General features: G+C 68.1%; 22 protein-coding genes. 5 read left to right on the forward strand and 17 right to left on the reverse strand.

Annotated features, from left to right (window positions below; translation table 11 throughout):
* Positions 1-74: 74 nt before the first annotated feature.
* Positions 75-836 (reverse strand): isoprenyl transferase, encoded by a 762-nt coding sequence (locus ABD088_RS02850; RefSeq protein ID WP_343899942.1) that lies wholly within the window; start codon positions 834-836, stop codon positions 75-77.
* A gap of 156 nt (positions 837-992) precedes the next feature.
* Between ABD088_RS02850 and trhA the strand changes: the two genes are divergently transcribed.
* Entirely contained in the window at positions 993-1,655 is a 663-nt protein-coding gene (trhA, locus tag ABD088_RS02855) for a PAQR family membrane homeostasis protein TrhA (RefSeq protein ID WP_343899943.1), read from the forward strand.
* Positions 1,656-1,685: 30 nt separating this feature from the next.
* Here trhA and ABD088_RS02860 read toward each other — a convergent pair whose 3' ends face one another.
* Entirely contained in the window at positions 1,686-2,033 is a 348-nt protein-coding gene (locus ABD088_RS02860; RefSeq protein WP_343899944.1) for a hypothetical protein, read from the reverse strand.
* 75 nt (positions 2,034-2,108) lie between these two features.
* Positions 2,109-3,026: a mycothiol conjugate amidase Mca gene (gene mca, locus ABD088_RS02865; RefSeq protein WP_343899945.1), complete on the reverse strand. Its 918-nt coding sequence runs from the start codon at positions 3,024-3,026 to the stop codon at positions 2,109-2,111.
* Positions 3,027-3,096: 70 nt separating this feature from the next.
* Here mca and ABD088_RS02870 point away from each other — a divergent pair, with 70 nt between their 5' ends.
* Positions 3,097-3,540, forward strand: a complete 444-nt coding sequence (locus ABD088_RS02870) for a DUF4307 domain-containing protein (RefSeq protein WP_343899947.1) — start codon at positions 3,097-3,099, stop codon at positions 3,538-3,540.
* Between the two features lie 216 nt (positions 3,541-3,756).
* Positions 3,757-4,248: a transcription elongation factor GreA gene (gene greA, locus ABD088_RS02875; protein ID WP_343899948.1), complete on the forward strand. Its 492-nt coding sequence runs from the start codon at positions 3,757-3,759 to the stop codon at positions 4,246-4,248.
* A 74-nt stretch (positions 4,249-4,322) separates the two neighbouring features.
* Here the strand turns inward: greA and ilvA are convergent, their stop codons facing one another.
* From ilvA to ABD088_RS02935, 12 genes are all read right to left on the reverse strand, one after another.
* Positions 4,323-5,594 (reverse strand): threonine ammonia-lyase, encoded by a 1,272-nt coding sequence (gene ilvA, locus ABD088_RS02880; protein WP_343899949.1) that lies wholly within the window; start codon positions 5,592-5,594, stop codon positions 4,323-4,325.
* Between the two features lie 26 nt (positions 5,595-5,620).
* Positions 5,621-6,832 carry an AI-2E family transporter gene (locus ABD088_RS02885; protein WP_343899950.1) on the reverse strand — a complete coding sequence of 404 codons (1,212 nt, stop codon included), beginning with the start codon at positions 6,830-6,832 and terminating at the stop codon, positions 5,621-5,623.
* Entirely contained in the window at positions 6,823-7,740 is a 918-nt protein-coding gene (locus tag ABD088_RS02890; RefSeq protein ID WP_343899951.1) for an aldose 1-epimerase family protein, read from the reverse strand. The genes ABD088_RS02885 and ABD088_RS02890 overlap by 10 nt, the downstream gene beginning before the upstream one ends.
* 121 nt (positions 7,741-7,861) lie before the next feature.
* The gene (locus ABD088_RS02895) at positions 7,862-8,662 is read right to left on the reverse strand and encodes a Bax inhibitor-1/YccA family protein (RefSeq protein WP_343899952.1); all 801 of its coding nucleotides are present in this window, start codon (positions 8,660-8,662) and stop codon (positions 7,862-7,864) included.
* A gap of 65 nt (positions 8,663-8,727) precedes the next feature.
* Positions 8,728-10,044 carry a BtrH N-terminal domain-containing protein gene (locus tag ABD088_RS02900; protein ID WP_343899953.1) on the reverse strand — a complete coding sequence of 439 codons (1,317 nt, stop codon included), beginning with the start codon at positions 10,042-10,044 and terminating at the stop codon, positions 8,728-8,730.
* A gap of 5 nt (positions 10,045-10,049) precedes the next feature.
* Positions 10,050-11,555: an IMP dehydrogenase gene (gene guaB / locus ABD088_RS02905; protein ID WP_343899955.1), complete on the reverse strand. Its 1,506-nt coding sequence runs from the start codon at positions 11,553-11,555 to the stop codon at positions 10,050-10,052.
* 110 nt (positions 11,556-11,665) lie between these two features.
* The gene (locus tag ABD088_RS02910; protein ID WP_343899956.1) at positions 11,666-13,780 is read right to left on the reverse strand and encodes an acyltransferase family protein; all 2,115 of its coding nucleotides are present in this window, start codon (positions 13,778-13,780) and stop codon (positions 11,666-11,668) included.
* A 104-nt stretch (positions 13,781-13,884) separates the two neighbouring features.
* Entirely contained in the window at positions 13,885-15,492 is a 1,608-nt protein-coding gene (locus tag ABD088_RS02915; RefSeq protein ID WP_343899957.1) for a phytoene desaturase family protein, read from the reverse strand.
* Positions 15,493-15,625: 133 nt separating this feature from the next.
* Entirely contained in the window at positions 15,626-17,233 is a 1,608-nt protein-coding gene (gene groL, locus ABD088_RS02920) for a chaperonin GroEL (RefSeq protein ID WP_343899958.1), read from the reverse strand.
* Between the two features lie 64 nt (positions 17,234-17,297).
* Positions 17,298-17,594, reverse strand: a complete 297-nt coding sequence (groES, locus tag ABD088_RS02925) for a co-chaperone GroES (RefSeq protein ID WP_343899959.1) — start codon at positions 17,592-17,594, stop codon at positions 17,298-17,300.
* A 200-nt stretch (positions 17,595-17,794) separates the two neighbouring features.
* On the reverse strand, positions 17,795-18,244 hold the full coding sequence (locus ABD088_RS02930) for a hypothetical protein (RefSeq protein ID WP_343899961.1): 450 nt from the start codon (positions 18,242-18,244) through the stop codon (positions 17,795-17,797).
* 3 nt (positions 18,245-18,247) lie between these two features.
* Positions 18,248-18,604, reverse strand: coding sequence for a hypothetical protein (locus ABD088_RS02935; RefSeq protein ID WP_343899963.1), 357 nt, complete (start codon positions 18,602-18,604; stop codon positions 18,248-18,250).
* Positions 18,605-18,845: 241 nt separating this feature from the next.
* On the opposite strand from ABD088_RS02935, the gene ABD088_RS02940 reads away from it, so the two are divergent.
* Both ABD088_RS02940 and ABD088_RS02945 read left to right on the forward strand, forming a co-directional pair.
* Positions 18,846-20,090 (forward strand): class I SAM-dependent methyltransferase, encoded by a 1,245-nt coding sequence (locus ABD088_RS02940; RefSeq protein WP_343899964.1) that lies wholly within the window; start codon positions 18,846-18,848, stop codon positions 20,088-20,090.
* A gap of 75 nt (positions 20,091-20,165) precedes the next feature.
* Positions 20,166-21,308, forward strand: coding sequence for a glutamate--cysteine ligase (locus ABD088_RS02945; protein ID WP_343899965.1), 1,143 nt, complete (start codon positions 20,166-20,168; stop codon positions 21,306-21,308).
* A gap of 18 nt (positions 21,309-21,326) precedes the next feature.
* Here ABD088_RS02945 and tsaD read toward each other — a convergent pair whose 3' ends face one another.
* Positions 21,327-22,394, reverse strand: a complete 1,068-nt coding sequence (gene tsaD, locus ABD088_RS02950) for a tRNA (adenosine(37)-N6)-threonylcarbamoyltransferase complex transferase subunit TsaD (protein WP_343899967.1) — start codon at positions 22,392-22,394, stop codon at positions 21,327-21,329.
* A gap of 31 nt (positions 22,395-22,425) precedes the next feature.
* The gene (locus tag ABD088_RS02955; protein ID WP_343899968.1) at positions 22,426-23,247 is read right to left on the reverse strand and encodes a response regulator transcription factor; all 822 of its coding nucleotides are present in this window, start codon (positions 23,245-23,247) and stop codon (positions 22,426-22,428) included.

A 23,247-nucleotide genomic window follows, 5' to 3' on the forward strand; every position in this document is an offset into this window, starting at 1 on the left:
TGGACACGCCAGTCCAGATGGATTGCCCATGGCCGTCAGGTTAACTTGCCCACGGAACGACGGCGATCCTCGCCTCAGCTGCCGAAGCGGCGCTGGCGATCGGTGAAGTCACGCAGGGCCCGCAGGAAGTCGACCTTGCGGAAGTCCGGCCAGAGGGCCTCGCAGAAGTAGAACTCGCTGTAGGCGCTCTGCCAGGTGAGGAACCCGGAGAGCCGCTGTTCTCCGGAGGTCCGGATGACCAGATCCGGGTCGGGCTGTCCGCGGGTATAGAGGAACCGGGAAATGTCCTCGATCTCCAGGTCGCGGGCCACATCGGTCAGCGTCTGGCCGGAGGCATCGGCGTCGAGCAGCAGTTCCTTGACGGCGTCGACGATCTCACGGCGCCCGCCATAGCCGATGGCGATGTTCACGTGGAGTCCTGCCGCGTCCTTCGACGATTCGCCGAGCGCGTGGAGCTTGTCGGACAGGGACCCGGGCAGCTCATCGTAGGCTCCCATGGGCTGGATGCACAGGTCGCGTTGTTCGGCCAGGCGATCGAGCATGTTGGCGATGATGCCCATGAGCGCGTCGAGTTCGTCGCTGGACCGACTCATGTTGTCGGTCGAGAGCATGTAGAGCGTGACCGTGCGGATATCGAGTTCCTTGCACCAGCCCAGGAACTCGACGATGTTGTCGGCTCCTGCCTGATGGCCATGCGCCGTCGGGGCGCCGGCGAGCTTGGCCCAGCGGCGGTTGCCGTCCACGACCATGCCGATGTGGCCGGGCAGCTTCTCGGCGGGGATGTCCTTCTGGAGAACTTTGCCGTAGAGGCGATAGAGGACCTCGGGCAACCGCACGTTGTCCCCTTCCAGTCATTCGGCCGACACGGATCAACTCTGCACGGTTGCCGCGCCTCTAGGTTACCGGTTGCTCGATCCGACGCACCCAGCGGCACGCCTGACCGGGGCATCCGTACCCGTGAACGACGGGTTACCCTCCGGTAGAATCGCCTCATGAAGCCATCCCCCACCAGCCCGATCGAGGAGATCAAGCCGCACCTGCGCGGCTGGATCCACGCGGGCACCGCTCCACTGGCCCTGGCGGCAGGCATCGTCCTGGTCTTCATCGCCCCCGGGCCCCTGGGGAAAATCGCCTCGGCGGTCTACGCCTTCACCGGTTTGCTCCTGTTCACCATCTCGGCGATCTACCACCGCGGGAACTGGAGCCCGAAGGTCAAGCGCGTCCTCAAGCGGTTGGACCACACGAACATCATGTTGGTGATCGCCGGTTCCTACACCCCGTTGGCGTGGGCACTGCTCCCGCCGGAAAAGTCGGAGTTCCTGCTCTGGCTGGTCTGGATCGGAGCGATACTGGGCGTCGCCTTCCGCCTGTTCTGGACCGACGCCCCCCGCTGGTTGTACACGCCGGTGTATGTGGCGCTGGGGCTGGCCAGCATGCTGTTCATCGGCGACTTCTTTGCGGCCAGCATCCCGGCCGCCACCCTGCTGTGCGTCGGCGGCGCGTTCTACATCGCCGGGGCGGTCTTCTACGCGCTGAAGCGGCCGAACTTCCACGTCGAGTGGTTCGGGTTCCACGAACTCTTCCACGCCTTCACGTTGGCAGGGTTCACCTGCCACTACATCGCGATCATGATCGCCATGTTGGCCGTCCGCTAGGACGCGTCGCTGACCACCGGTGAGGCCCGGCTACCGGTCCCGGTCTGCCTCGGGACCGTCCGGGTCGCCTGCGGCCTCGGGCCCGTTGCCGAGGGCACCGTCCGGGCCGGGATTGCTGGTCGGGGGGAACTCCTCACCCTCGGCGCGGCGCTCGCGTCCGCGTTCGACCAGTTCGGCTTGGCGTTCCTCAGCCGTCCCGGCATACCTGACGCGGCGGATCCGGCGACTCATGTCGCGGATCAGGAAGATCACCACGATGACCATGGCAGCCGTTGCGACGAACCCGGCGAAGCCCGGTCCGATCTCGCGGGCGGCGTCGCCGGTGGGGACGGCCGGTGCTGAGCTGGCCACGACGGCCAGGGAGGACAACAGGTTCACGAACACGCTCTTTCTTGACGGTTTCCGGCGCTGACCGGCCCAGCCAGTCTACCCGGGTGGCCGGAGGGTGGGCTGCTAGCGCAGTCCCGCGAAGAGGTCGGTCTCCGGGGTCTGCGTTTCGACCTGGGAGGAGATCAGCACGAAGTCCTCCCAGGGCCAGTACTTCCGGTAGATGGCCGTCGGAACGGCGAAGAAGAAGCCGTCCGGGTCGATCTGCGTGCGGTGTGCCAGCAGTGCCCGGTCCCGGGCGTCGAAGAAGTCGGCGCAGGCGATCTGCGTCGTCGTCTCGTGGTGCTTGACCCAGCGGAACATCTCCTCGTCGGGGTGCTCCTCGAAGGCCTTGATGCGTTCGGCGTACGGCGACTCGATGCCGTTCTCCTCCATCGCATAGTGCAACGTGCGGAAGCGGTCAGGGCTGAAGGCGCGGTCGTAGTACACCTTGGAGACCTGCCAGGCCTCGCCCAGCTCGGGGTAGCGCCCGGGATCGGCTGCGGCCTCGAGGGCCTCCATCGTGACCTTGTGGGTCATGATGTGGTCGGGGTGCGGGTAGCCGCCGTTCTCGTCGTAGGTGGTGACCACCTGCGGACGGAATTCGCGGATCAGCTTCACCAACGGTGCCGCGGCGCGGTCCACCGGCTGCGTGGCAAACGAAGCGTGCGGCAGCGGTGGCAGCGGGTCGCCCTCGGGGAGCCCGGAGTCCACGAAACCGAGCCAGCGGTGCTCGATGCCCAGTGCGGCGGCTGCCTCGGCCATTTCCTTGCGTCGCAGTCCCGCCAGGTCGCGGTGGGCGTGGGCCAGCTCGCCGGCCTTCGCGTTGAGGATGTCACCACGTTCACCCCCGGTGCAGGAGGCCACCATGACCCGCGCGCCGGCGGCAGCGTAGGCGGCCATCGTGGCGGCCCCCTTGCTGGATTCGTCGTCCGGGTGGGCATGAACTGCCAGGAGCCGGAACCCCTGCGACGGCGGGACGGGAACGACCCGGGCTTCTTCCACGATGACCTGCTCCTCGTTGCTGGCAGGACCGGCGGTCAGCCGCCCTGCGAAAAGACATAGACTGGACGGGATGAACACCCAGCAGCCGGCGCCCCAACCGTCAACGGACGGCGCGCCACCCTCCAGCGTAGCCACTCGTTATGGCTCACCCAAGCGCCCATTCAGCGGTCGGCGTAGAATCATCGTGATCTGCATCGCGCTCGTCCTCGGGATCGCCGCCGCAGCGCTCATGGCCTGGTGGAATTTCAAGCCGTACACCAGCAAGGACGTCGCCTTCGACATCACTTCCGATACGACGGCGAATGTCACCATCCAGCTGGAGAAGAAGCGCCAGGACACTGTGGCCTGCAACCTTCAGGTGATGAACGAGTCCTACGCCGTGGTCGGTTGGAAGACCGTCACCTTCGGTCCCACGGAGGGCAAGGGCCGCCAATCGACGGTCAAGGCCTTCGACGTGCGCACCGAATCCCTCGGCGTGACCGGCGGCGCGACGTCCTGTTGGGTGGTCGGCTAACCGGCACATGACCCGCCGGGTACACCACCACTTGGGGTTTTCGCCCCGTAATGGGTAAAATCATGTTCATACGATCCACCCCGCCTTGACCTGGTGACGGACCGCGGTTCTTCACCACGCACGGCGGGGTCTTTGTTTGCATCGTCAGTGGCGGGGCAAACACTGCAGTTCGGCGGCCGGTCACCTGACCGGCCATTACTACAAGGAGAAGTAACCGTGACCACCAACCATGAACCGGCTCTCTGGCTCACCCAGGAGGCCTACGACCGCTTGTCCACCGAGCTCGAACACCTGCAGGGTCCCGGCCGCGCCGAGATCGTCGACCGCATCGAACAGGCACGCTCCGAGGGCGATCTGAAGGAAAACGGCGGCTACCACGCAGCCAAGGAAGAGCAGGGCAAGGCGGAAGCCCGCATCGCCTACCTCAAGGACTTCCTGCAGAAGGCAGAAGTGGGCGACGCCCCGGCCGATGACGGAGTCGTCGAACCCGGTATGCTGGTCGACGCGACCATCGCCGGCGACAAGACCACCTTCCTGTTCGGCAGCCGCGAGGTCGCCGGAGACTCAGGCCTGGAGGTCTACAGCGAGAAGTCCCCGATCGGCGCAGCGGTGCACGGCAAGAAGGTGGGCGACAAGCTCAGCTACACCGCCCCGAACGGCAAGTCCATCAACGTGGAGATCCTGGCCGCCAAGCCCTACAAGGGCTAAGCGCACTCCCCACGCCACTGCGGGCCGCATCTCCTTCACGGAGTTGCGGCCCGCAGGCATTTAACCGTCGTCTCCTACGTGGTGATGACGACCGGCTGGAACCCCTCGGCCCGCAGGTTGTCCAGGACCTGCTCGGAATGCAGGTGCCCCTTGGTCTCCATGTCGATCGTGATGGCGACGTCCCCCATCGACAGCGAACCGCCGATGCGCGTGTGGTCGACACCGGTGACGTTGGCGTCGGATTCGGCGATGACGCGGGAGATGGTGGCCAACTCCCCGGCCCGGTCATCGAGCATCATCCGCACTGTCAGGTACCGTCCGGCGACGGCGAGCCCGCGCTGGATCACCTTGAGCATCAGCAGCGGGTCGATGTTGCCCCCGGAGAGCACGACGGCGGTGCGCTGGGAATCGATGCCCAGCTCGGCCAGCTTTCCCTCCAGCAGCGCGGCAACACCCACCGCGCCGGCAGGTTCGACCACCAGCTTGGAACGCTCCAGCAGGAACACCAGGGCCCGTGCCAAGGCGTCCTCGCTGACTGTGACGACGTCGTCCACCAGCTCGCGGATGATCTGGAAGGGCAGCTGGCCCGGACGGCCCACGGCGATGCCGTCGGCGATGGTGGAGACCTTCTCCAGCGGCACCAGGGCATCGGCGGCCAGCGAGGGAGGATAGGCAGCGGCGTTTTCAGCCTGGACCCCGATGATGCGGATCTCCCGGCCCTGCTCGGCAGCCTTGGCCTTGATGGCTGTCGCAACGCCGGCCAGCAGTCCGCCGCCTCCGACTCCCATGAGCACCGTGTCCACGTCGGGCAGCTGCTCCAGCAGTTCCAGGCCGATGGTCCCCTGCCCGGCGATGATGTCGGCGTTGTCGAAGGGGTGCACGAACACGGACCCGGTGGCGTCGGCGTAGCGCTGGGCCTCGGCGAGTGCCTCGTCGACGTTGTGTCCGTGCAGGACGACCTCGGCTCCGTGGTCCTTGGTGGCCGTCAGCTTGGGCAGGGCGACGCCGAGCGGCATGTAGATGCGCGCCTTGATGCCCAGCCGGTCGGCAGCCACCGCCACGCCCTGGGCATGGTTGCCAGCCGATGCAGCGACCACGCCGCGGGCCTTCTCCTCCTCGGTGAGCCGGGCCATGCGCACATAGGCGCCGCGCACCTTGAAGGAGCCGGCGCGTTGGAGGTTCTCGCATTTGAGGTACACGTCGCTGCCGGTCAGCACCCCCAGGGCCCGGGAGTGTTCAATGGGGGTGCGGGCGATGACGCCCTCCAGCAGTTCGGCTGCGGCCTCGATGTCGGCCAGGCTGACGGGCAGGGTTTCTTGGGCTGTGGTTTCCAGGGGCTGCTGCATGGTGGCGCTTTCGTGAAAGGTATCGGTCACTGGGGTGGCTCTGCGGTACGTGGGGGAATCGGCGGGACGGCAGCGGATTCGCCGTCGAGGTCTGCCGGTGCCGTGAGCGCGGTAGCGGGTCCGGACGGCGGGTCGCCATCGGTGGCGCCGGAGTCGGGGGTCTCCCAACCGCGCGCCGAGATGTAGCGGATCATGGTGTTCAGCACCGCCAGGACGGGCACCGCGAACAGTGCCCCGGCAATGCCGGCGATGAGCGAGCCACCGGCGACGGCCAGGACGACGGCCAGCGGATGCAGGCTCACCGCCCGGCCCATCACCAGGGGCTGCAGGATATGGGATTCGGCCTGTTGCACCAGCAGGACCACGCCGAGCATGATCAGCGCGTTGACCCAGCCGTTGGCCACCAGGGCCAGCAACACGGCAACGGCACCGGTCACCAGGGCGCCGATGACCGGGATGAAGGAGCCGATGAAGACCAGGCCACCCAGCGGGAAGGCCAGCGGCACCCCCAGGATGGCCGCGCCGACCCCGATGCCGACGGCGTCGATGAAGGCGACGAAGAGCTGGACGCGCACATAATTGACCAGGCTGACCCAGCCCTTGCGTCCCGCGCCGTCGGTGGCGGCGCGGGCCTTGCGGGGCATGAGCCGCACCACGAACGACCAGATGCGTTCGCCCTCGAGCAGGAAGAACACCAGCGAGAACAGTGCCAGCAGCAGGCCGGCGGCGAAGTGGCCCAGCGTGCTCCCCCAGGAGACGGCACCGCTGAGGATCGTGTTGCTGTTGGACTGCAATTGGGTCAGGACGCCGTCGACGTAGCGGTCCACGTCCTGGTTCGTCAGGTGCAGTGGTCCGGTGGAGAGCCAGTGCTGGACCTGGGAGATGCCGGTCAGGGCCTGCTGCCACAGGCTCATCATGCCCTGGGCCATGGTCCGGCCGACCAGCAGCAGCAGGCCGGTGATGGCCGCCAGGAACGCCAACATGGTCAGGCCGGTGGCCAACCCGTTGGGGACCTGCCAGCGCCGCAGCAGCCGGACCACCGGCATCAGCAGGCCGGCCAGCAGGGCGGCGATCATCAGCGGGATGACCAGCAGGGAAACGTGGCTGAGCAGCCACAGCAGCAGTCCGGTGCAGCCGATGATGATGGCGATCCGCCAGCTCCACGCGGCGGCGACCCGGACACCGTAGGGCATCTCGGCGGTGACGTCGCGTCGTTGCCGGTCGGCGTCTAGAGCCATGATTCGATACCCCAGCGTCCGATGAGGTGCTCGTTCGGGGCCAGCCAGACGAGTCCGTCGCCGGAGTTGAACGCATTGGCCGGGGCGCTCATGGGTTCGACCGCCACCGCCAGCGGCACTCCTGCATAGTTCTCGGTCACGAAGACCTGCGCATAACCGAACGTCGTATCGGCCCAGATGCCGACCCCGCGCCCGTCCGGGGCCATCAGCCGATACCGGTACACCCCGTCGTCGTGCCGTGTCAGCCCGGTGAGTCCGACGTCCACGCGCACGTCGCCGACGCGGAGCCCCGTGCGGAAGTCGTGGTCCCCGGCCACCGGCGTGGTGCCGGTGGGGATGAGGCGGTCATCGACGACCAGCGCGGTATCGGCCTGCACCGTGAGCACCAGGTCCTCGGTGGGGACGTCGCCCAGGCACAGGTACGGGTGCGCGCCCAGGGCCGCGGGGGCCGGGCGTTCGCTGTGGTTGACCAGATCCTGGGTGACGGAGAGTCCACCCTCGGAATCGAGGGTATAGGAGGCCGTGTGGGTCATCCGGAAGGGGAAGCCGTGCTGGGGGAAGATGTCCGCGGCGAGGCAGATCGAGGCTTCGCTGGATGATTCGACCCGGTAGCCGGTGTTGCGCAGCAGGCCGTGGGTCGCGTTGTTGTTCTTCGCCTCGGTGATGTCCAGCTGCTGGACCTTTCCGTCCAGCTCCCAGCGCCCGTCGCGGATCCGGTTGCCCCAGGGAGCCAGCAGGATGCCCGAGCCGGAGGGTGGGAGCGAATCCTCCCCGTAGGGCTGGGCCAGGTCGACGCCATCGCGCTGGTAGCTGCGCAGGCCGGCAGCCAGCTCGGTGATGACCGCCGTGGCGCCTCCGCCGTGGATCGTGAACTGCCGGCCCGTGGGCGCGGACGTCGGAGCACTCATGCGTGGGTCCCTTCCTGCTTGGACATCCCCCTACGGTAGCGCCGTGGCGGTTCGGGGGGTCAATACATGACGACGGCGGCACCCGGGTTGGGCGCCGCCGTCGTCCTGGATGATGCTGATGCTACTCGCGGAGAATGGCAATGATGCGCAGGATCTCCACATACAGCCACACCATGGTCACGGTGAGGCCGAAGGCTGCGGTCCAGGCGAACTTCGCCGGGGCGCCCTGTTCGACGCCGCGCTGGATCTGGGTGAAGTCCAGCACCAGCGAGTAGGTGGCCAACAGGACGGCCAACGCGCCGATGGCCAGGCCGATCCAGCCGTGGCGCAGCCCGAACATGCTGTCGGTGACGCCGAAGAGCATCAGGCCCAGGTTCACCAGGCTGAAGACCAGGTAGGCGCCCATGGCGATGAAGAACATGCGGGTCATCTTGGGGGTGGCCCGGTACTTGCCCGAACGATACAGGGCCAGCGTGACGGCGAAGACCGAGAAGGTGGCGATGACCGCCTGGACGGCTGCCCCCGGGTAGAGCGCGTCGATCACCTGTGACAGGCCGCCGAGGAACAGGCCCTCGGCCGCGGCGTAGAGCATGATGAGCACCGGCGAGGGTTCGCGCTTGAAGCTGTTGACCAGCCCCAACACCAGGCCGATGATGACGCCGGGCAGCATCAGGGCGGGGATCTGCCAGCCGATGACCGCCGTGATCACCAGGACACCGAACATCAGCACGGTCTTGGAGACGACGTCGTTGTAGGTCAGGCGGCCGGTCTGTGCCGGGCCGGCTGACGGTGCGTTGTAGAGATCCTGCAGGGACTGGGCGCTCATCGGCTCCGCAGTCCGTTGGGTGTTGGAGTCCCCGGCGGGCCGCATCTGCTCGCGGAACGCCTTGGACTGGAACATCGGATTGCCCCCGGTGGCCATAACTGGTCTCCTCAATAGGTTCGTTTGGATAAGCCTACTGGGTACAACGCACCGGCGGGCAAAAACTATCCCCGCGGTGACGTGGAGTTTCCGAGTCCTGCCACCACGTCGGCGAGCCGCCGTGCGGCGTGCTCCTCGGCGTCGGCGATCCGGGTGGCCGACGCGGCGATTCCGGCGAAGTGGCTGCTGCGCGAAGCAGGGTCCACATCGGGGTCGATCATCTCGGCCAGCTCATCCCAGCGGTCGGCCAGCTCGCGGTAGGCGGCCGAACACTCCCCCACCGTCGCCAGGCCGGGCAGTGTCGCGGCCTCGTCCAGGAAGTCGGCGTAGAGGCCGCGCAGCCCGCCGGGGCCACCATAGCGGCCGTCGGTGAGGAAGAGGGCGACCATTTCCAGGCCGTGGGCCAGCCGCCCGGGTTCGGCGAAGATCCGGGTCCAGCCCGCTGCGGTGGTGGTGTCCAGGAGCCGATCGGCCCAGGTCCGCAGTCCGGCGACCCCGAAGTTCCTGGCGAAGTGGGCGGGGACACCGTCCAGTTCCCGGGTGCCCAGCAGGCGCCCGGTGGTCTCGCCGATCGCCGTGATGGCGTGGGCTGACAGGGTCTTCGCGTCGGGTCCGGTGGATGCCGGGATCCAGGCCTGCCAGTTCTTGCCTGCCTTGCGCCGGCTGCGGGCCGTTTCCAGATCGGCGGGCGAGATCAGTTGCAGCCCGCCGGAACCGTCATCGATGAGCAGATCCCCGTCGTCGTGCTCTCCGAGCACTGCGACATCCACTGGTTCATCGGCGTCGGCGATGCCGCCTTCCACCCACGGGAGCGCGGCGCGGCTGACGCGGACCACGACGGCACGGCCCGCATCCAGCCCCTCGTCGAGGTACTGGGCAGCCAGCCGGGTGCTGCCGGTCTTCTGCTCGCGCACGACGGCTCCGCAGCGGGCGAGCAGGTTCTCGGTGTAGGGCTCCGGGTGGGCCCGGGTGACCACGCTGGCGGTGGTGGTTTCCTCGTCCTCGAAGACGAAGACCATGAAACCGATCCCGCCGGCCAATCCGGCGAGCATGGCCTCGCTGAGCGGGTCCCCGGTCACCGGGTCGGTGACCCCTGCCTGGGTGAGGACACGGTGCCAGAGCCCGGCGTCATATTGGGTGACGTCGGCGGGGGCCGGGTATTCGGGGAGTTCGCCGGGGTCCGCGATGGCCGGGGCCTCAGCTGTGGAGCCGGCCCCCTCCCGTTGCGCCCGGGCGCCTGCGGCCCCGGCCGGAGCCGGGCGGGCCGAGGGCCGTTCGGGCCGTCCGTCGAGGATGGCCTTGCGGGCTGTCGTGTAGCTTTCGCCGGTGCGCTCCATGCGGGCGCGGGCGAGTTTCTTCAGCTGGACGGGAGAGGGGGCCACCGGTGCTACCGCGACCGGTAGTTCGGTGCTTCGACGGTCATCATGATGTCGTGCGGGTGCGATTCCTTCAGTCCGGCCGCGGTGATGCGCACGAACTTGCCGCGTTCCTTCAGGTCGGGGATGGTGCGTCCGCCGACGTAGAACATGGTCTGGTGCAGCCCACCCACCAACTGGTGCGCGACGGCGGAGACCGGCCCCCGGTAGGGAACCTGGCCTTCGATGCCCTCGGGGATCAGCTTCTCGTCGGTGGGGACGTCGGCCTGGAAGTAGCGGTCCTTGGAGTAGGAGGTGTTCTTGCCGCGGGTCTGCATGGCACCCAGGGAGCCCATGCCGCGGTAGGCCTTGAACTGCTTGCCGTTCATGAAGACCAGTTCGCCCGGGGACTCGGCGGTGCCGGCCAGCAGCGAACCGAGCATGACGGAGTCGGCTCCGGCCACCAGCGCCTTGCCGATGTCGCCCGAGTGCTGCAGGCCGCCGTCGGCGATCAGCGGGACACCCGCGGGGATGGCCGCCTTCGCCGATTCGTAGATGGCGGTGATCTGCGGGACGCCGACCCCGGCGACGATGCGGGTGGTGCAGATGGAGCCCGGTCCCACGCCGACCTTGATGGCGTCGGCTCCGGCATCGATGATGGCCTGGGCGCCTTCGCGGGTGGCCGCCTGGCCGCCGATGACGTCCACGTGCGCTGCCGCGGGGTCCTTCTTCAGGCGGGCGATCATGTCCAGCACGCCCTGGCTGTGGCCGTTTGCGGTGTCGACGACCAGTACGTCCACGCCTGCATCGACCAGTGCCATGGCGCGGTCGTAGCCCTCGCCGAAGAAGCCGACGGCTGCACCGACGCGCAGCCGGCCCTCGTCGTCCTTGGTGGCCAGCGGGTACTGCTCGGCCTTGTCGAAGTCCTTGACGGTGATCAGGCCCTGCAGGATGCCTGCGTCGTTGACCAGCGGGAGCTTTTCGATGCGGTGCTTGCTCAGCAGGTCGATGACCTCCTGGCGGGGCACGCCGACCTTTGCGGTGATCAGTGGCATGGCCGTCATGGTCTCGTAGACCCGCGTGGTCATGAACTGCTCGCGAGGGATGAACCGGGTGTCGCGGTTGGTGATGATGCCCAGCAGCTTCTTGTCGCTGTCCACGACCGGCAGCCCGGAGACCCGGTAGTGGCCACACAGGTCATCGAGTTCCTGCAGCGTGGCGTCGGGGCTGATGGTCACCGGGTCGGTGATCATGCCGGATTCGCTGCGCTTGACCTGGTCCACCTGGCGGGCCTGGTCGTCGATGGAGAGGTTGCGGTGGATGATGCCGATGCCGCCCTGGCGGGCCAGCGAGATCGCCATCGGCGCCTCGGTGACGGTGTCCATGGCAGCGGAGAGCAGGGGGATGTTGATGTTGATCCGCTTGGTCAGCCGGGTGGAGGTGTCCGCCTCGGAGGGGATGACGTCCGTCGGGCCAGGCAACAGGAGCACGTCGTCGTAGGTGAGGCCTTCAAGGGCAAAGGGATTGAACTCGGACATGGGGAACCTTTCGCGAGCCAGCGGGGGATTCATTACATCCTAGAACCTCCAAGGCCCCGCCGGTATGCCCCGTGTCCGGCAGTGTGTGCAACGCAACGCCGGCAGCTGCTTCAATCGCCGAGGGCGTCGCGGAATTTCCGTTCGAAAATGTCGGCCGTGGTGCGCGCATAGGTCTTGGTCAGATGGGATTCGTCCAGGTAGACCAGCACGTTGCCCACCACCGGGCGGCAGATGCCCTCCGGGCAGAGCACCTCGGTCATGTCCAGGTAGCCCAGCTTCCCGGGAAGGCTTCCGTCCAGGTTTTCCGTGCGCAGGTCGGACAGCGGCGAGTGGGCGACCACCAGGTCGTCGACCGGTGCCTGGCACTTCGGTGAATCGGCACCGTTCAGGTCCACGCATTCCGGGACGTTGTGGGTGAAGCGCGGGGTGTCGCGCATGGCGATGACCCGCTTGCCCTGGGCGAGGATCGGACGGATGCCCTCGGCGTAGCCCGGAACGATCTTCTCGGCGTCGGCAGGTGTTCCACCCTCTGCGCCCGGATGGAACGAAGTCTGCGTTCCCAGCGTGAGGACGGCAACGGCGTCGTGCCCCAGGACGTAGCGGGTGGCCGCGGCGTTGAAGGCGTTGCAGTCGGCGTCGCGCTCGGGGCTCTCGGCGCCGAAGCGGCAGGCGGGACGCGTGACGAGCACCCAGGCCCAGTTGTTCCGCTCCGCCACGGCGTCCAGGGCCGCGGTCCAGTGCTGGGCGTGGGAGTCGCCCGCGACGATGATGGTCTTCTTCGCGGTCGCCGGGTTCCCGCCCATCTGGCAGTACTCCATGGCCGGGTCGGCCAGCTCGTAGCCGTGGGTGCACTCGCCTCCGTAGTTGGACCATTGGGTCGGGAGTTGGCTGGCCAGCGGCAGCACCGCGGCCTCCGGGTCGCCGGTGAACGTGAATCCGGGCTCCAGCGCTGCTGCCCCGGGGTTGTCCTGGGCCGGTTGGGAGGCCGCACTGGTCTCGTAGGCGGCCACCCGGGCCTGCCAGCCGGTGAGCGGCATGGCCACGACACCGACGAGCAGGCCCACCACCAGCCCGAGCCGGTGCCGGTGGGCCGTCGGCCAGGACCACGCGTGGAAGGGCGTCTCGATCATGCGGGTGGTCGCCCAGGCCAGGGCCAGGGACAGGGCGATGATGCCGAGCCCGCCCAGGAAGCCTGGTTCCTCCAGTTCCCGCGTCGAGAAGAAGAACACCAGCACGGGCCAATGCCAGAGGTAGAGGGCGTAGGAGATGTCGCCCAGCCGGGTCAGCGGTTTCGCGGCCAGCAGGCGGTCCACGCCCAGCCGGTGGCCGGTCCGGCCGGCGATGATGATCGCCGCTGCGGCCAGGGTCGGCCACAGCGCGATGTAACCGGGGAATTGCTGTTGGACCTGGAGCAGGATCCCGCAGGAGAGCATGGCGGCCAGTCCGGCCCAGCCCATCACGACCCTTACCGCCAGCGGGAGTCGTCCGGCCCGCGGGATGAGCACGGCCAGCAGCGATCCCAGGGCGAATTCCCAGAGCCGGGCCCCGGTGTCGAAGTAGGCCCACGCCTGGCTGGTGGCCGTGAGGTGGATCGAGTAGGCCAACGATCCGGCGAACACCAGGCCGAACGCCACGGCCAAAACGGTCCCGAAGCCGAGGGCGGGGCGTGCCCGGCGCAGCAGTTTCCAGAGCACCGCGCACCCGGTGATGATCAGCGGCCAGAGGATGAAGACCTGGCCCTGGATCGACAGGGACCAGAAATGTTGCAGGGGGCTGGCCGCGGCATGGTCCTGCGCATAGTAGTCCACCGATTCGCGGGCCAGCGTCCAGTTCTGGACGTAGAACAGGGTGGACCAGGTCTGCTCGAAGATCCCGTCCCAGCGGGTGCGCGGCAGCAGCGAGGCGGTGGCCGCCAGCACCGCCAGGAGCACGACGACGGCCGCCGGCAACAGCGAGGTGAAGCGGCGCAGCCAGTAGCCGAGCAGGCCGACGCGCCGGCCGGAGGACACCTTCTGGGCGAAGGATGAGGTCAGCAGGAAGGCGGAGATGAGCAGGAAGACGTCGACGCCGCCGGAGACCCTCCCGAGCCATACGTGGTAGGTGACGACCATGAGGACGGCGAGGGCGCGCAGCCCCTGGACCTCGGGACGGTATCCCGGCTTCACCGGGGTTGGGCGTCTCGTGTCGGGCCCGGGCTGCGTCGATGCGTGCCGCGGCTCGGCCATGGCGATCTGCCTTCCGTGTGGCTGGTCTGGTCGTCCCCCCGGCGGGCGGCCTGCGCCGCACCGGCCAGCCATGCTAGCAGCCCGTCGTTACCGGAACGTGACCATTAGATGTCTGCGAGGAGCTCCAGTACTGCCTTGGCGGCGTTGTGTCCGCCGAGGCCGCTGACCGCTCCCCCGCGCCGGGCGCCGGATCCGCAGAGCAGGATGTGCGGGTGGTCCGTGGCGACTCCCCAGCGGTCGGCGGGCGTCTCCAACGGGGCATCGTCTTCGACGAACGGCCAGTCGAGGCCACCATGGAAGATGTTGCCGCGCGGCATGCCCAGGGCCCGCTGGATGTCCAGGGTGGTTTTGGTTTCCACGCAGGGATGGCCCGCGGAATCGAGCATCAGCAGGTCCTCGAGGGGTTCGGCGAGCACCGAGTCCAGCGAGGCGAAGACCGCCGCCTGGAGCTGGTCGCGGAGGGCATCGTTGTTCTCCTCGGTGACGAGGCGATCGGGAACGTGGAGGCCGAACACGGTGAGGGTGTGGGCTCCGGCTTCCTGCAGGGCGGGCGAGAGGATGCTGGGGTCGGCCAGCGAATGGCAGTAGATCTCACACGGCAAGGGGGACGGCACCTGCCCGGCGGCCGCCTGGTCGTAGGCGTGCTGCAGTTGGGTGAAGGTCTCGTTGATGTGGAAGGTGCCTCCCAAGGCGGCTTCCGGGCTGACTGTTTGATCCAGCAGCCGCGGCAGGCGGGTGAGCAGGAGATTCACCTTGACCTGGGCTCCCTCCCGGTGGTGGTTCGGCCGTTCCGGTGCAGCTGGGGCGTGGCCTCCCCTGAGGTGGTCCAGCACGTCCGGGGCGACGTTGGCCAGCACGGTGCCGGCCGTGACCGTGTGCGCTGAACCCTGGTGGCGGTAGGTCACCACCCGGTCGGAATCGATGGACAGGACCTCGGCGCCGGTGGCGATGACGGCTCCTGCGGAGCGGGCGGCACGCTCCAGTTCCGCCGAGACGGCCCCCATGCCGCCGCGGGGAACCCGCCACTCCCCCGTTCCGCCGCCCATGAGGTGGTAGAGGAAGCAGATGTTCTGCTGCAGATCGACGTCGTGGGCCTGGGAGAACGTGCCGATGAGGCCGTCGGTGAGCACGACGCCGCGTGCCACATCACTGTGCAGTGCCCCGGTGATGGCCTCGCCCACGGGCTGCTCCACCCACCGGTCCCACGCGTCCGCGGCGCCCGCCTCCGCGGCCCGGGCGCGGGCCTGGGAACGGGTCAGCAGGGGGCTGGTCACTGTCGGCCACAGTGCCTGGGTCAGGCGCTGGCAGTCCGCGTAGAACGTCGAGAAGGCCTCCGCCTCCCCGTCCGGCGCGCCGATGGACGCGAAGGACGCCGCCGTGGCATCCGGTGCGCCTTCGTCGATGAGCAGGCCGGTGGAGGGGTTGGCCGGGTCGGGCGTATAGGAGGAGTAGCGGCGTCCGACGAAGGAGACCTCCAGCCCCAGGTCATCAACGATCTGCTGGGGCAGCAGGCTCACCAGGTACGCATAGCGCGAGAGGTGGGCGTCAATGCCGGGAAAGGGGCGGGCCGACACCGCGGCGCCGCCGACCTGGTCCAGTTTTTCCAGCACCAGGACCGATTTTCCGGCACGGGCCAGGTAGGCCGCTGCGGTGAGCCCGTTGTGTCCGCCTCCGATGATGACGACGTCGAAGCGGGATGCGGGCCTGCTCATCGAAAAGCCTTCCAGGGGCGGGAAACCGTGACGCACGCCATGCTACCGGCTGGCGCCTCCGGACACCCTTTAAACGCAGGAACCCTCCCGCCGCACCGGAGTGCGTCGGGAGGGTCCGGCGTCGTGCTGGGGCCTAGTGGTTGTGCCCGTCGTGCTCGTCGTCTTCCTGCTTATCGGCGACCAGGGTCTCGGTGGTGAGAACCAGGGCGGCGATGGAAGCGGCGTTGCGCAGTGCCGAGCGCGTGACCTTGACCGGGTCGATGACGCCGGCAGCCAGCAGGTCCTCGTACTCACCGGACTTGGCGTTGAAGCCGGAGTTCACGGGGGACTCGGACACGTGGTTGGCCACGACGTAGCCGTCGAAGCCGGCGTTCTGCGCGATCCAGCGCAGCGGCTGGACCAACGCACGGCGCACGATGCCCACGGCAGCTGCGGCGTCGCCCTCGAGGGCGGTCACCTTCGGGTCGGTGTCGAGCACGGAGAGCGCGTCGACCAGGGCGGTGCCGCCACCGGCGACAATGCCTTCCTGGATGGCTGCACGCGTCGCGGACACGGCGTCCTCGATGCGGTGCTTGCGTTCCTTGAGCTCGACCTCGGTGGCCGCGCCGACACGGATCACTCCGACGCCGCCGGAGAGCTTGGCCAGGCGTTCCTGGAGCTTCTCCTTGTCCCAGTCCGAGTCGGTCCGGGTGATCTCGGCCTTGAGCTGCGCCACGCGGTCGTTGACGTCGGCGGTGTCGCCCTTGCCGTCCACGATGGTGGTGTTGTCCTTGGTGACCGTGATGCGGCGGGCGGTGCCGAGGACCTCGGTGCCGACCTGGTCCAGCTTCAGGCCAAGGTCGGGGGAAACGACCTGGGCGCCGGTGAGGATGGCGATGTCCTGCATCATGGCCTTACGGCGGTCGCCGAAGCCCGGGGCCTTGATGGCCACGACGTTCAGCGTGCCGCGCAGCTTGTTCACGACCAGGGTCGAGAGGGCTTCGCCCTCGACGTCCTCGGCGATGATGAACAGCGGCTTGTTGGCCTGCAGGACCTTCTCCAGCAGCGGCAGGAAGTCCTGCACCGAGGAGATCTTGCCGGAGTTGACCAGGATCAGGGCGTCCTCCAGGACTGCTTCCTGGCGCTCTGCGTCGGTGACGAAGTGCGGTGACAGGTAGCCCTTGTCGAACTGCATGCCCTCGGTGATGACCAGCTCGGTCGAGGTGGTGTTCGATTCCTCGATGGTGATGACACCCTCGGCGCCCACCGTGCCGAAGGCCTTGGCCAGCAGCTCGCCGATCTCGTCGTTCTGGGCGGAGATGGCCGCCACGTTGGCGACATCCTCGCCCTCGACCGGGCGGGCGTTTTCGGCCAGGCGGGCGGCGACGGCCTCGACGGCGGCCTCGATGCCGCGCTTGATCTCACCCGGGGCTGCACCGGCCGCGACGTTGCGCAGGCCTTCCTTGACCAGGGCCTGGGCGAGCACCGTGGCGGTGGTGGTTCCGTCGCCGGCGACGTCGTTGGTCTTGGTGGCGACCTCCTTGGCGAGCTGGGCGCCGAGGTTCTCGTAGGCGTCGTCGAGCTCGATCTCGCGGGCGATGGTCACACCGTCGTTGGTGATCGTGGGGGCGCCCCACTTCTTGTCCAGGACCACGTTGCGGCCGCGCGGGCCGAGGGTGACCTTGACGGTGTCGGCCAGCTTGTTGATGCCGGCCTCGAGCGCCTTGCGGGCGTCGTCGTTGAATGAAAGCTGTTTAGCCATGCTGCTACTCCTTGGTAACCGAGTGAAGCCCCGACCTGGGCGGCCGGGGCTTCACACTGGGGAACTACTTGACGACGATGGCCAACACGTCGCGGGCGGAGAGCACCAGGTACTCCTCGCCGCCGACCTTGACCTCGGTGCCGCCGTACTTCGAGTAGATGACGACGTCGCCCTCGGCGACATCGACGGGAACGCGGTTGCCGTTGTCGTCAACGCGACCCGGGCCCACTGCCACGACCTTGCCCTCCTGGGGCTTCTCCTTGGCGGTGTCCGGGATGACCAGGCCGGAAGCCGTGGTCTGTTCTGCCTCGAGCGGCTGAACAACAATGCGATCCTCGAGAGGCTTAATGGAGACCGACATGCGGATCTCTCCTTTGCGTGAGTTACCAATGGTTACGGGGCCGTTGGGGTGTACCAACCGTCGTCGCGGTGCCAGCTGGCAAGTACCTCAGGCTATTAGCACCCGATGGGTTCGAGTGCTAACACTGACTCTATGAGGTCGTTGGCACTCGGTCAAGGCGAGTGCCAAAATGCACGACGGCGGGGCGTCACCTGCCGGGGCTACGCCGCGGTCCGGGCCTTGCCGCGCTGGATGCCCCAGGCGCCCACGCACATCCCCACCAGGCACAGCAGCAGGACCACCACGAATCCGCCGACCGGCACGGAGAGCAGCTCCCGGGCCGCGGTCGCCTCGATGCCGGCGCTGAAGTAGTCGCCCCCGGCACGGATGTAGGAGCCGGCCAGGACCGCTTGGAGGATCCACGCGGCGATGAGCGACAAACCAGTCACCGCGCCCACTGCCAACGCCGCATAGAGCATGACGCGGAAGGCCAGGCCGTCGCGCCGGACCGGCTGCCCGTCGGCGAGCGCGTCGGCGGCGACCGCCTCGGGGAAACGTCCCAGGAATCCGTCGTCAGCTCCGGGCAGGGCGGACTCCCCCATCTCCTCGGCTGCTCCTGCCACGGCAGGCGTCGCTGTCGGGAAGCCGGGGGTCTCGTGGTGGGAATGCATGCCTCAACGGTACCCGCCCGGGCGTCGGTGGTCCCGGACTTCCCGGTCCCGGTCCTTCATCCAACGCGGTCGCATGAAGCGGGGCATCCACAGGAAGCCAACGACACCGACTAACAGGCTGCCCAGGACCCCGAAACCCACCAGCACCGCCAGGATCGGCGGGACCTCGTCCATCACCAGCACTGCGAGGGGAAGGAAAAAGAAGAAGATCCCGAGGTACAACAACGCCAGGTCCGGGACACCCGTGGTGATCCGACGCATGAACTGGCCGGTGCGGTTGATGCCGGTGTAGGCCAGAATTCCCAGGAGAAGACAGCCTCCTCCCAGCACCATGCTGAAGATCGATGCACCGAGGGACATGGCTACTCCTGTGGATGGCCGCATTGCTGCGGCGGGGACAACTGGTCGGGCCAGGGAAGCTGACCAGCGGCCCTGCCGGTCATCCCGGATCTCCTTCGGGGCGGCGATGGTTGGGGCCGGCGCCTGTCGCGCTGTAGTCCATGGTCTGCTTCGTTCCGGTACGAACAGGGTATCTGCACCAGACATCGTCGGCCCGAACCGGCGGGGGACGTTGGCCGACCCCAGCGCTAGGGTAGTTTCCATGCCCTCCCCCGCTCCCGCCACGGAAAATCTTGCAGCAGTCCTCTCACCCGAGGGCTTCGGCCTGCTCAATTCGCTCTCGCCCGATGCTGCGGGGACGGATCAGGCTGCCCTGGAACTGAACCTGCGCCTGCGCAAGGAGGGGCATGAGGCAGAGCTCGTCACCGCCGTCGTGCACCAGGCCCGTCTCCGCGCCCAGGGTGCCCTGAAGCTCGGCCCTTTCGCCTCCCACATGGTGTTCACCCGCGCCGGCCTGGAGCAGGCCACCCGGCTGAACGTCGCGGCGTTGCACGCCCGCCGATTCGTCAACGCCGGACTGGCGAAAGTTGCCGACCTCGGGTGTGGTCTGGGCGCAGACGCCATGGCCATGGCTTCGCTGGAACTGGACGTCACGGCCGTGGAACTCGATGAAACGACCGCCGCCGCGGCCACGGTGAACCTCATGCCGTGGCCCAACGCCCGCGTCGTCAACGCCGATGCCACCGGATTCGACCTGACGGGATTCGACGCCGTCTGGCTCGACCCGGCACGGCGCACCACCTCCACGTCGGGGACCTCGCGCCTGTTCGACCCCGAGGCCTTCAGCCCGCCCCTGTCCTACGTCGAGTCGCTGGCCGATCGAGGGCTTCCCGTGGGGGTCAAGCTCGGGCCGGGCATCCCGCACGATTCCGTTCCCGCGAACTGCGAGGCCCAGTGGGTTTCCGCGAACGGGGACGTCACCGAGGCGGCGCTCTGGTTCGGCCCGCTGGCCCGTCCCGGGATCCGCCGTGCCGCACTGGTGTTGTCCGGCGGCGGATCGCACGAACTCACCGCCTCCGGCGACTTCGATCCCGGTGCTGCCATCCGCGGCGACGTCCCGGTGGGCGACATCGAGGGATACCTGTACGAGCCCGACGGTGCGGTGATCCGCGCCGGCCTGGTGGCCGAGGCACTGGAGCAGGTGGGCGGACACCTGCTGGACCCGCATATCGCCTACTTTTGCGCCCCCGAGCTGGTGGACACCCCGTTTGCCCGCGCCTACCGGGTGCTGCGGGTGCATCCCTACAACGTGAAGGCGTTGCGCATGTGGGCCAAATCCGCGGGCATTGGCGTGTTGGACATCAAGAAGCGCGGACTCGATGTGGCCCCCGAGGAGCTGCGCAAGGTGCTGCTGGCCGGCGCCGGGAAGAAGTCCAAACGGCGGGCCACGCTGGTCCTGACTCGGGTCGGGGACCGGCGGGTGGCCATCGAGGTCGAGCCCGCCTGAACCCAGCGCGCCGGGATCCACGCCGCACCCGGATAGACTGGCCCGGTACTTTTCCCCCCGACGTCAGGAATGCGGATGCAGATCGATTTCGCCGACTCCCGGCAATCCACCCTCGGCGTCGAGTGGGAAGTCGCGCTCGTTGACCACACCACGGGCGACCTGCGCTCGGTGGCACAGCAGGTGCTCGAGGGCGTCCACGCAGCCCACGGCGGACTGGACCCCGACGACGAACACCCGCACATCAAGCAGGAACTGCTGCTGAACACCGTGGAGATCGTCACCGGGGTGTGCGAGACCGTCGGCCAGGCCAAGGGGCAGCTGCACGAGAATCTGGGAGTCATCCGCCAGGTCACCGATCCGATGGGCATCGACCTCTACTCCGCGGGGTCCCACCCGTTTGCCACCCCGAAGCTGCAGCCGGTCACGGACAAGGAACGCTATGCCCGCCTCATCGACCGCACGCAGTGGTGGGGCCAGCAGATGGTCATCTACGGGGTGCATGTCCACGTCGGTCTGGACCGTCGGGAGAAGGCACTGCCCGTCGTCGACGGACTGGTGAACTACCAGCCGCATTTCCAGGCGATCTCCGCCTCCAGCCCATTCTGGGGCGGCGAAGACACCGGCTACGCCTCCCACCGGGCCCTGATGTTCCAACAACTGCCCACCGCGGGCCTGCCCTACCATTTTGACGACTGGTCGGGGTTCGAGGGCTACGTCGGGGACATGGTGCACACCGGGGTCATCGACGACATCTCCGAGATCCGCTGGGACGTTCGTCCGGTCCCCCGCTTTGGCACCGTGGAGATGCGCATCGCCGACGGGTTGTCCTCCTTGCAGGACATTGGGGCAATCGCGGCGCTGACCCAGTGCCTGGTCGATGACATGTCCAGCACCTTGGACAACGGAGGCACCATCGACGTCATGCCGCCGTGGCACCGCACGGAGAACAAATGGCGTGCCGCACGCTACGGCATGGAGGCCATCATCATCCTCAACGCCGCCGGCGACGAGATGCTGGTGACCGACCACCTGATGCGCGAATTGAACCGGCTCGAACCCGTAGCCCGCAAGCTCGGGTGCAGCGACGAGCTCGCGGACGTTGAACGCATCATCCGCGGGGGCGCCGGCTACCAGTGGCAGCGCAAGATCGCCGCGGCGAACGCCGGGGACCTGCGCGCCGTCGTCCAGGACAACATCGCCCGGATGCACATCGCCTGAGCGGGCGGCTACAGATGCCTACAGCCTGATCTGCGACACCGGCTGCCCCGAGTCCGCGGAGAAGGAAATGCCCGTGGGCTGCGCGCCGGCCGAGACCAGTTGCGAGGCCAGCGCGGCGACCATGGCCCCGTTGTCCGTGCAGAGTCCGATCGGGGGGATCCGCAAGGTGATGCCCGCCGAGGCGCAACGGGCAGCCAGGAGTTCCCGCAACCGCGAATTGGCCGCCACTCCCCCGCCCAGCAGCAGGTTCTCCAAGCCGTGCTCGGTGCAGGCCATGACCGCCTTTTTGGTCACCACGTCCACGACCGCTTCCTGGAAGGAGGCGGCAATGTCGGCGACCGGGACTTCTTCGCCCCGGGCCTGGTATTGCTCGACGCACCGGGCGACGGCGGTTTTCAACCCGGAGAAGGAGAAGTCGTAGCGGTGCTTTCCCGGTGCTTCGGCCGTCCCAAGGAACTTGGGCAGCGTCAGGCCGCGAGGGAACCGGATGGCTTTCGGGTTCCCGGTGCGGGCGAGTTTGTCGATCACCGGACCTCCCGGGTAGCCCAGCCCCAGCAGGCGTGCCACCTTGTCATAGGCTTCGCCGGCGGCGTCGTCGATGGTGGCCCCGAGCAGTTCGATGTCCGACGTCAGTGACTTCACGCGGAGGATCTCCGTGTGTCCTCCGGAGACCAGCAGTGCGCCGAGGCTGGTGGGCAATGCCCCGCCGTCGAGCACACCGACCCCCACGTGCGCCACCAGGTGGTTGATCGCGTAGAGCGGTTTGCCGGTGGCCAGCGCCAGGGCCTTCGCGGCGGCAACGCCGACCATCAATGCGCCGGACAGCCCGGGGCCTGACGTCACGGCGAGCGCGTCGACGTCCTCCAGGCTCACGCCGGCGGTCGAGAGGGCTTCCTCGAGCGTGGGCACGAAGGCGTCCAGGTGGGCGCGGGAGGCGATCTCGGGGATCACGCCGCCGAACCTGACGTGCTCGTCCATGGAGGAGGACACCGTGTTGGCCAGCAGCTCGGTCCCGCGGACGATCCCGACGCCCGTTTCGTCGCAGGAGGATTCGATGCCGAGGACCAGTGGTGCGGGGGAAGTCATGTCTTCCAGTTTAGTGCCGACCGGACGCCGGTCAGCGTGCCGGCGCCGACCGGTACCCGACACCACGCACGGTCTCGACCCAGCGGGGTGACTTCGCGTCGTCCCCGAGCTTGCGCCGCAGGTTCCCGACGTGGACTTCCACGCTGCGCTCGTCCGCCTCGGAGACGAAGGTCCCGGAGTCCGCTTCCTCATCGCGCAGTCGGCGGACCAGTGACGCTTTCGTCCTGACGGTGCGGCCTCCGGCGAGCACAGCATGGAGCAGCGTGAACTCGGTGGGCGTCACAGCGATTTCCACTCCGTCCACCTGGACGCAGTAGGTGGGCCGGTCAAGTTCCAACCCATTGAGGCGCAGGCAGTCCCGCTGCGCGTCGCCCCCGCTCGTTGCCGAAGGCGGCGCTCCATCCGGTTGCCACGTCCCGAAGTGGGCCGGCGCCGGGCCTGCGGGCAAGGGCGCAGCCGGTGGGAGCACGGGTGCACGGTCCCGGGCGCGACGGCGCATGATGGCCTCCACCCGGGCACGCAGTTCGCGGGGGCTGAAGGGCTTGGTGAGGTAGTCGTCGGCTCCGGTCTCCAGCCCCAGGACGGTGTCGATTTCGTCGGTGCGGGCCGTGAGCATCACGATGTGGGCGTCGGAGCTGCGCCGGATCCGCCGGGCCACCTCGAATCCGTCGATGTCGGGGAGGCCGAGGTCCAGGGTCACCAACTCCGGGTCCTGCTGCCCCACCAGTTCGACGCCGGTAACGCCGCTTCCTGTCTGATGGACCTCGAACCCGGATTGCAGCAGAACCGCCTCCAACAGCCCCCTGATGTCCTCGTCGTCCTCGACGACTACTGCCACTCTGCGTTCCTGCAT

Source organism: Arthrobacter rhombi (assembly GCF_039526245.1).
GTDB lineage: Bacteria > Actinomycetota > Actinomycetes > Actinomycetales > Micrococcaceae > Arthrobacter_H > Arthrobacter_H rhombi.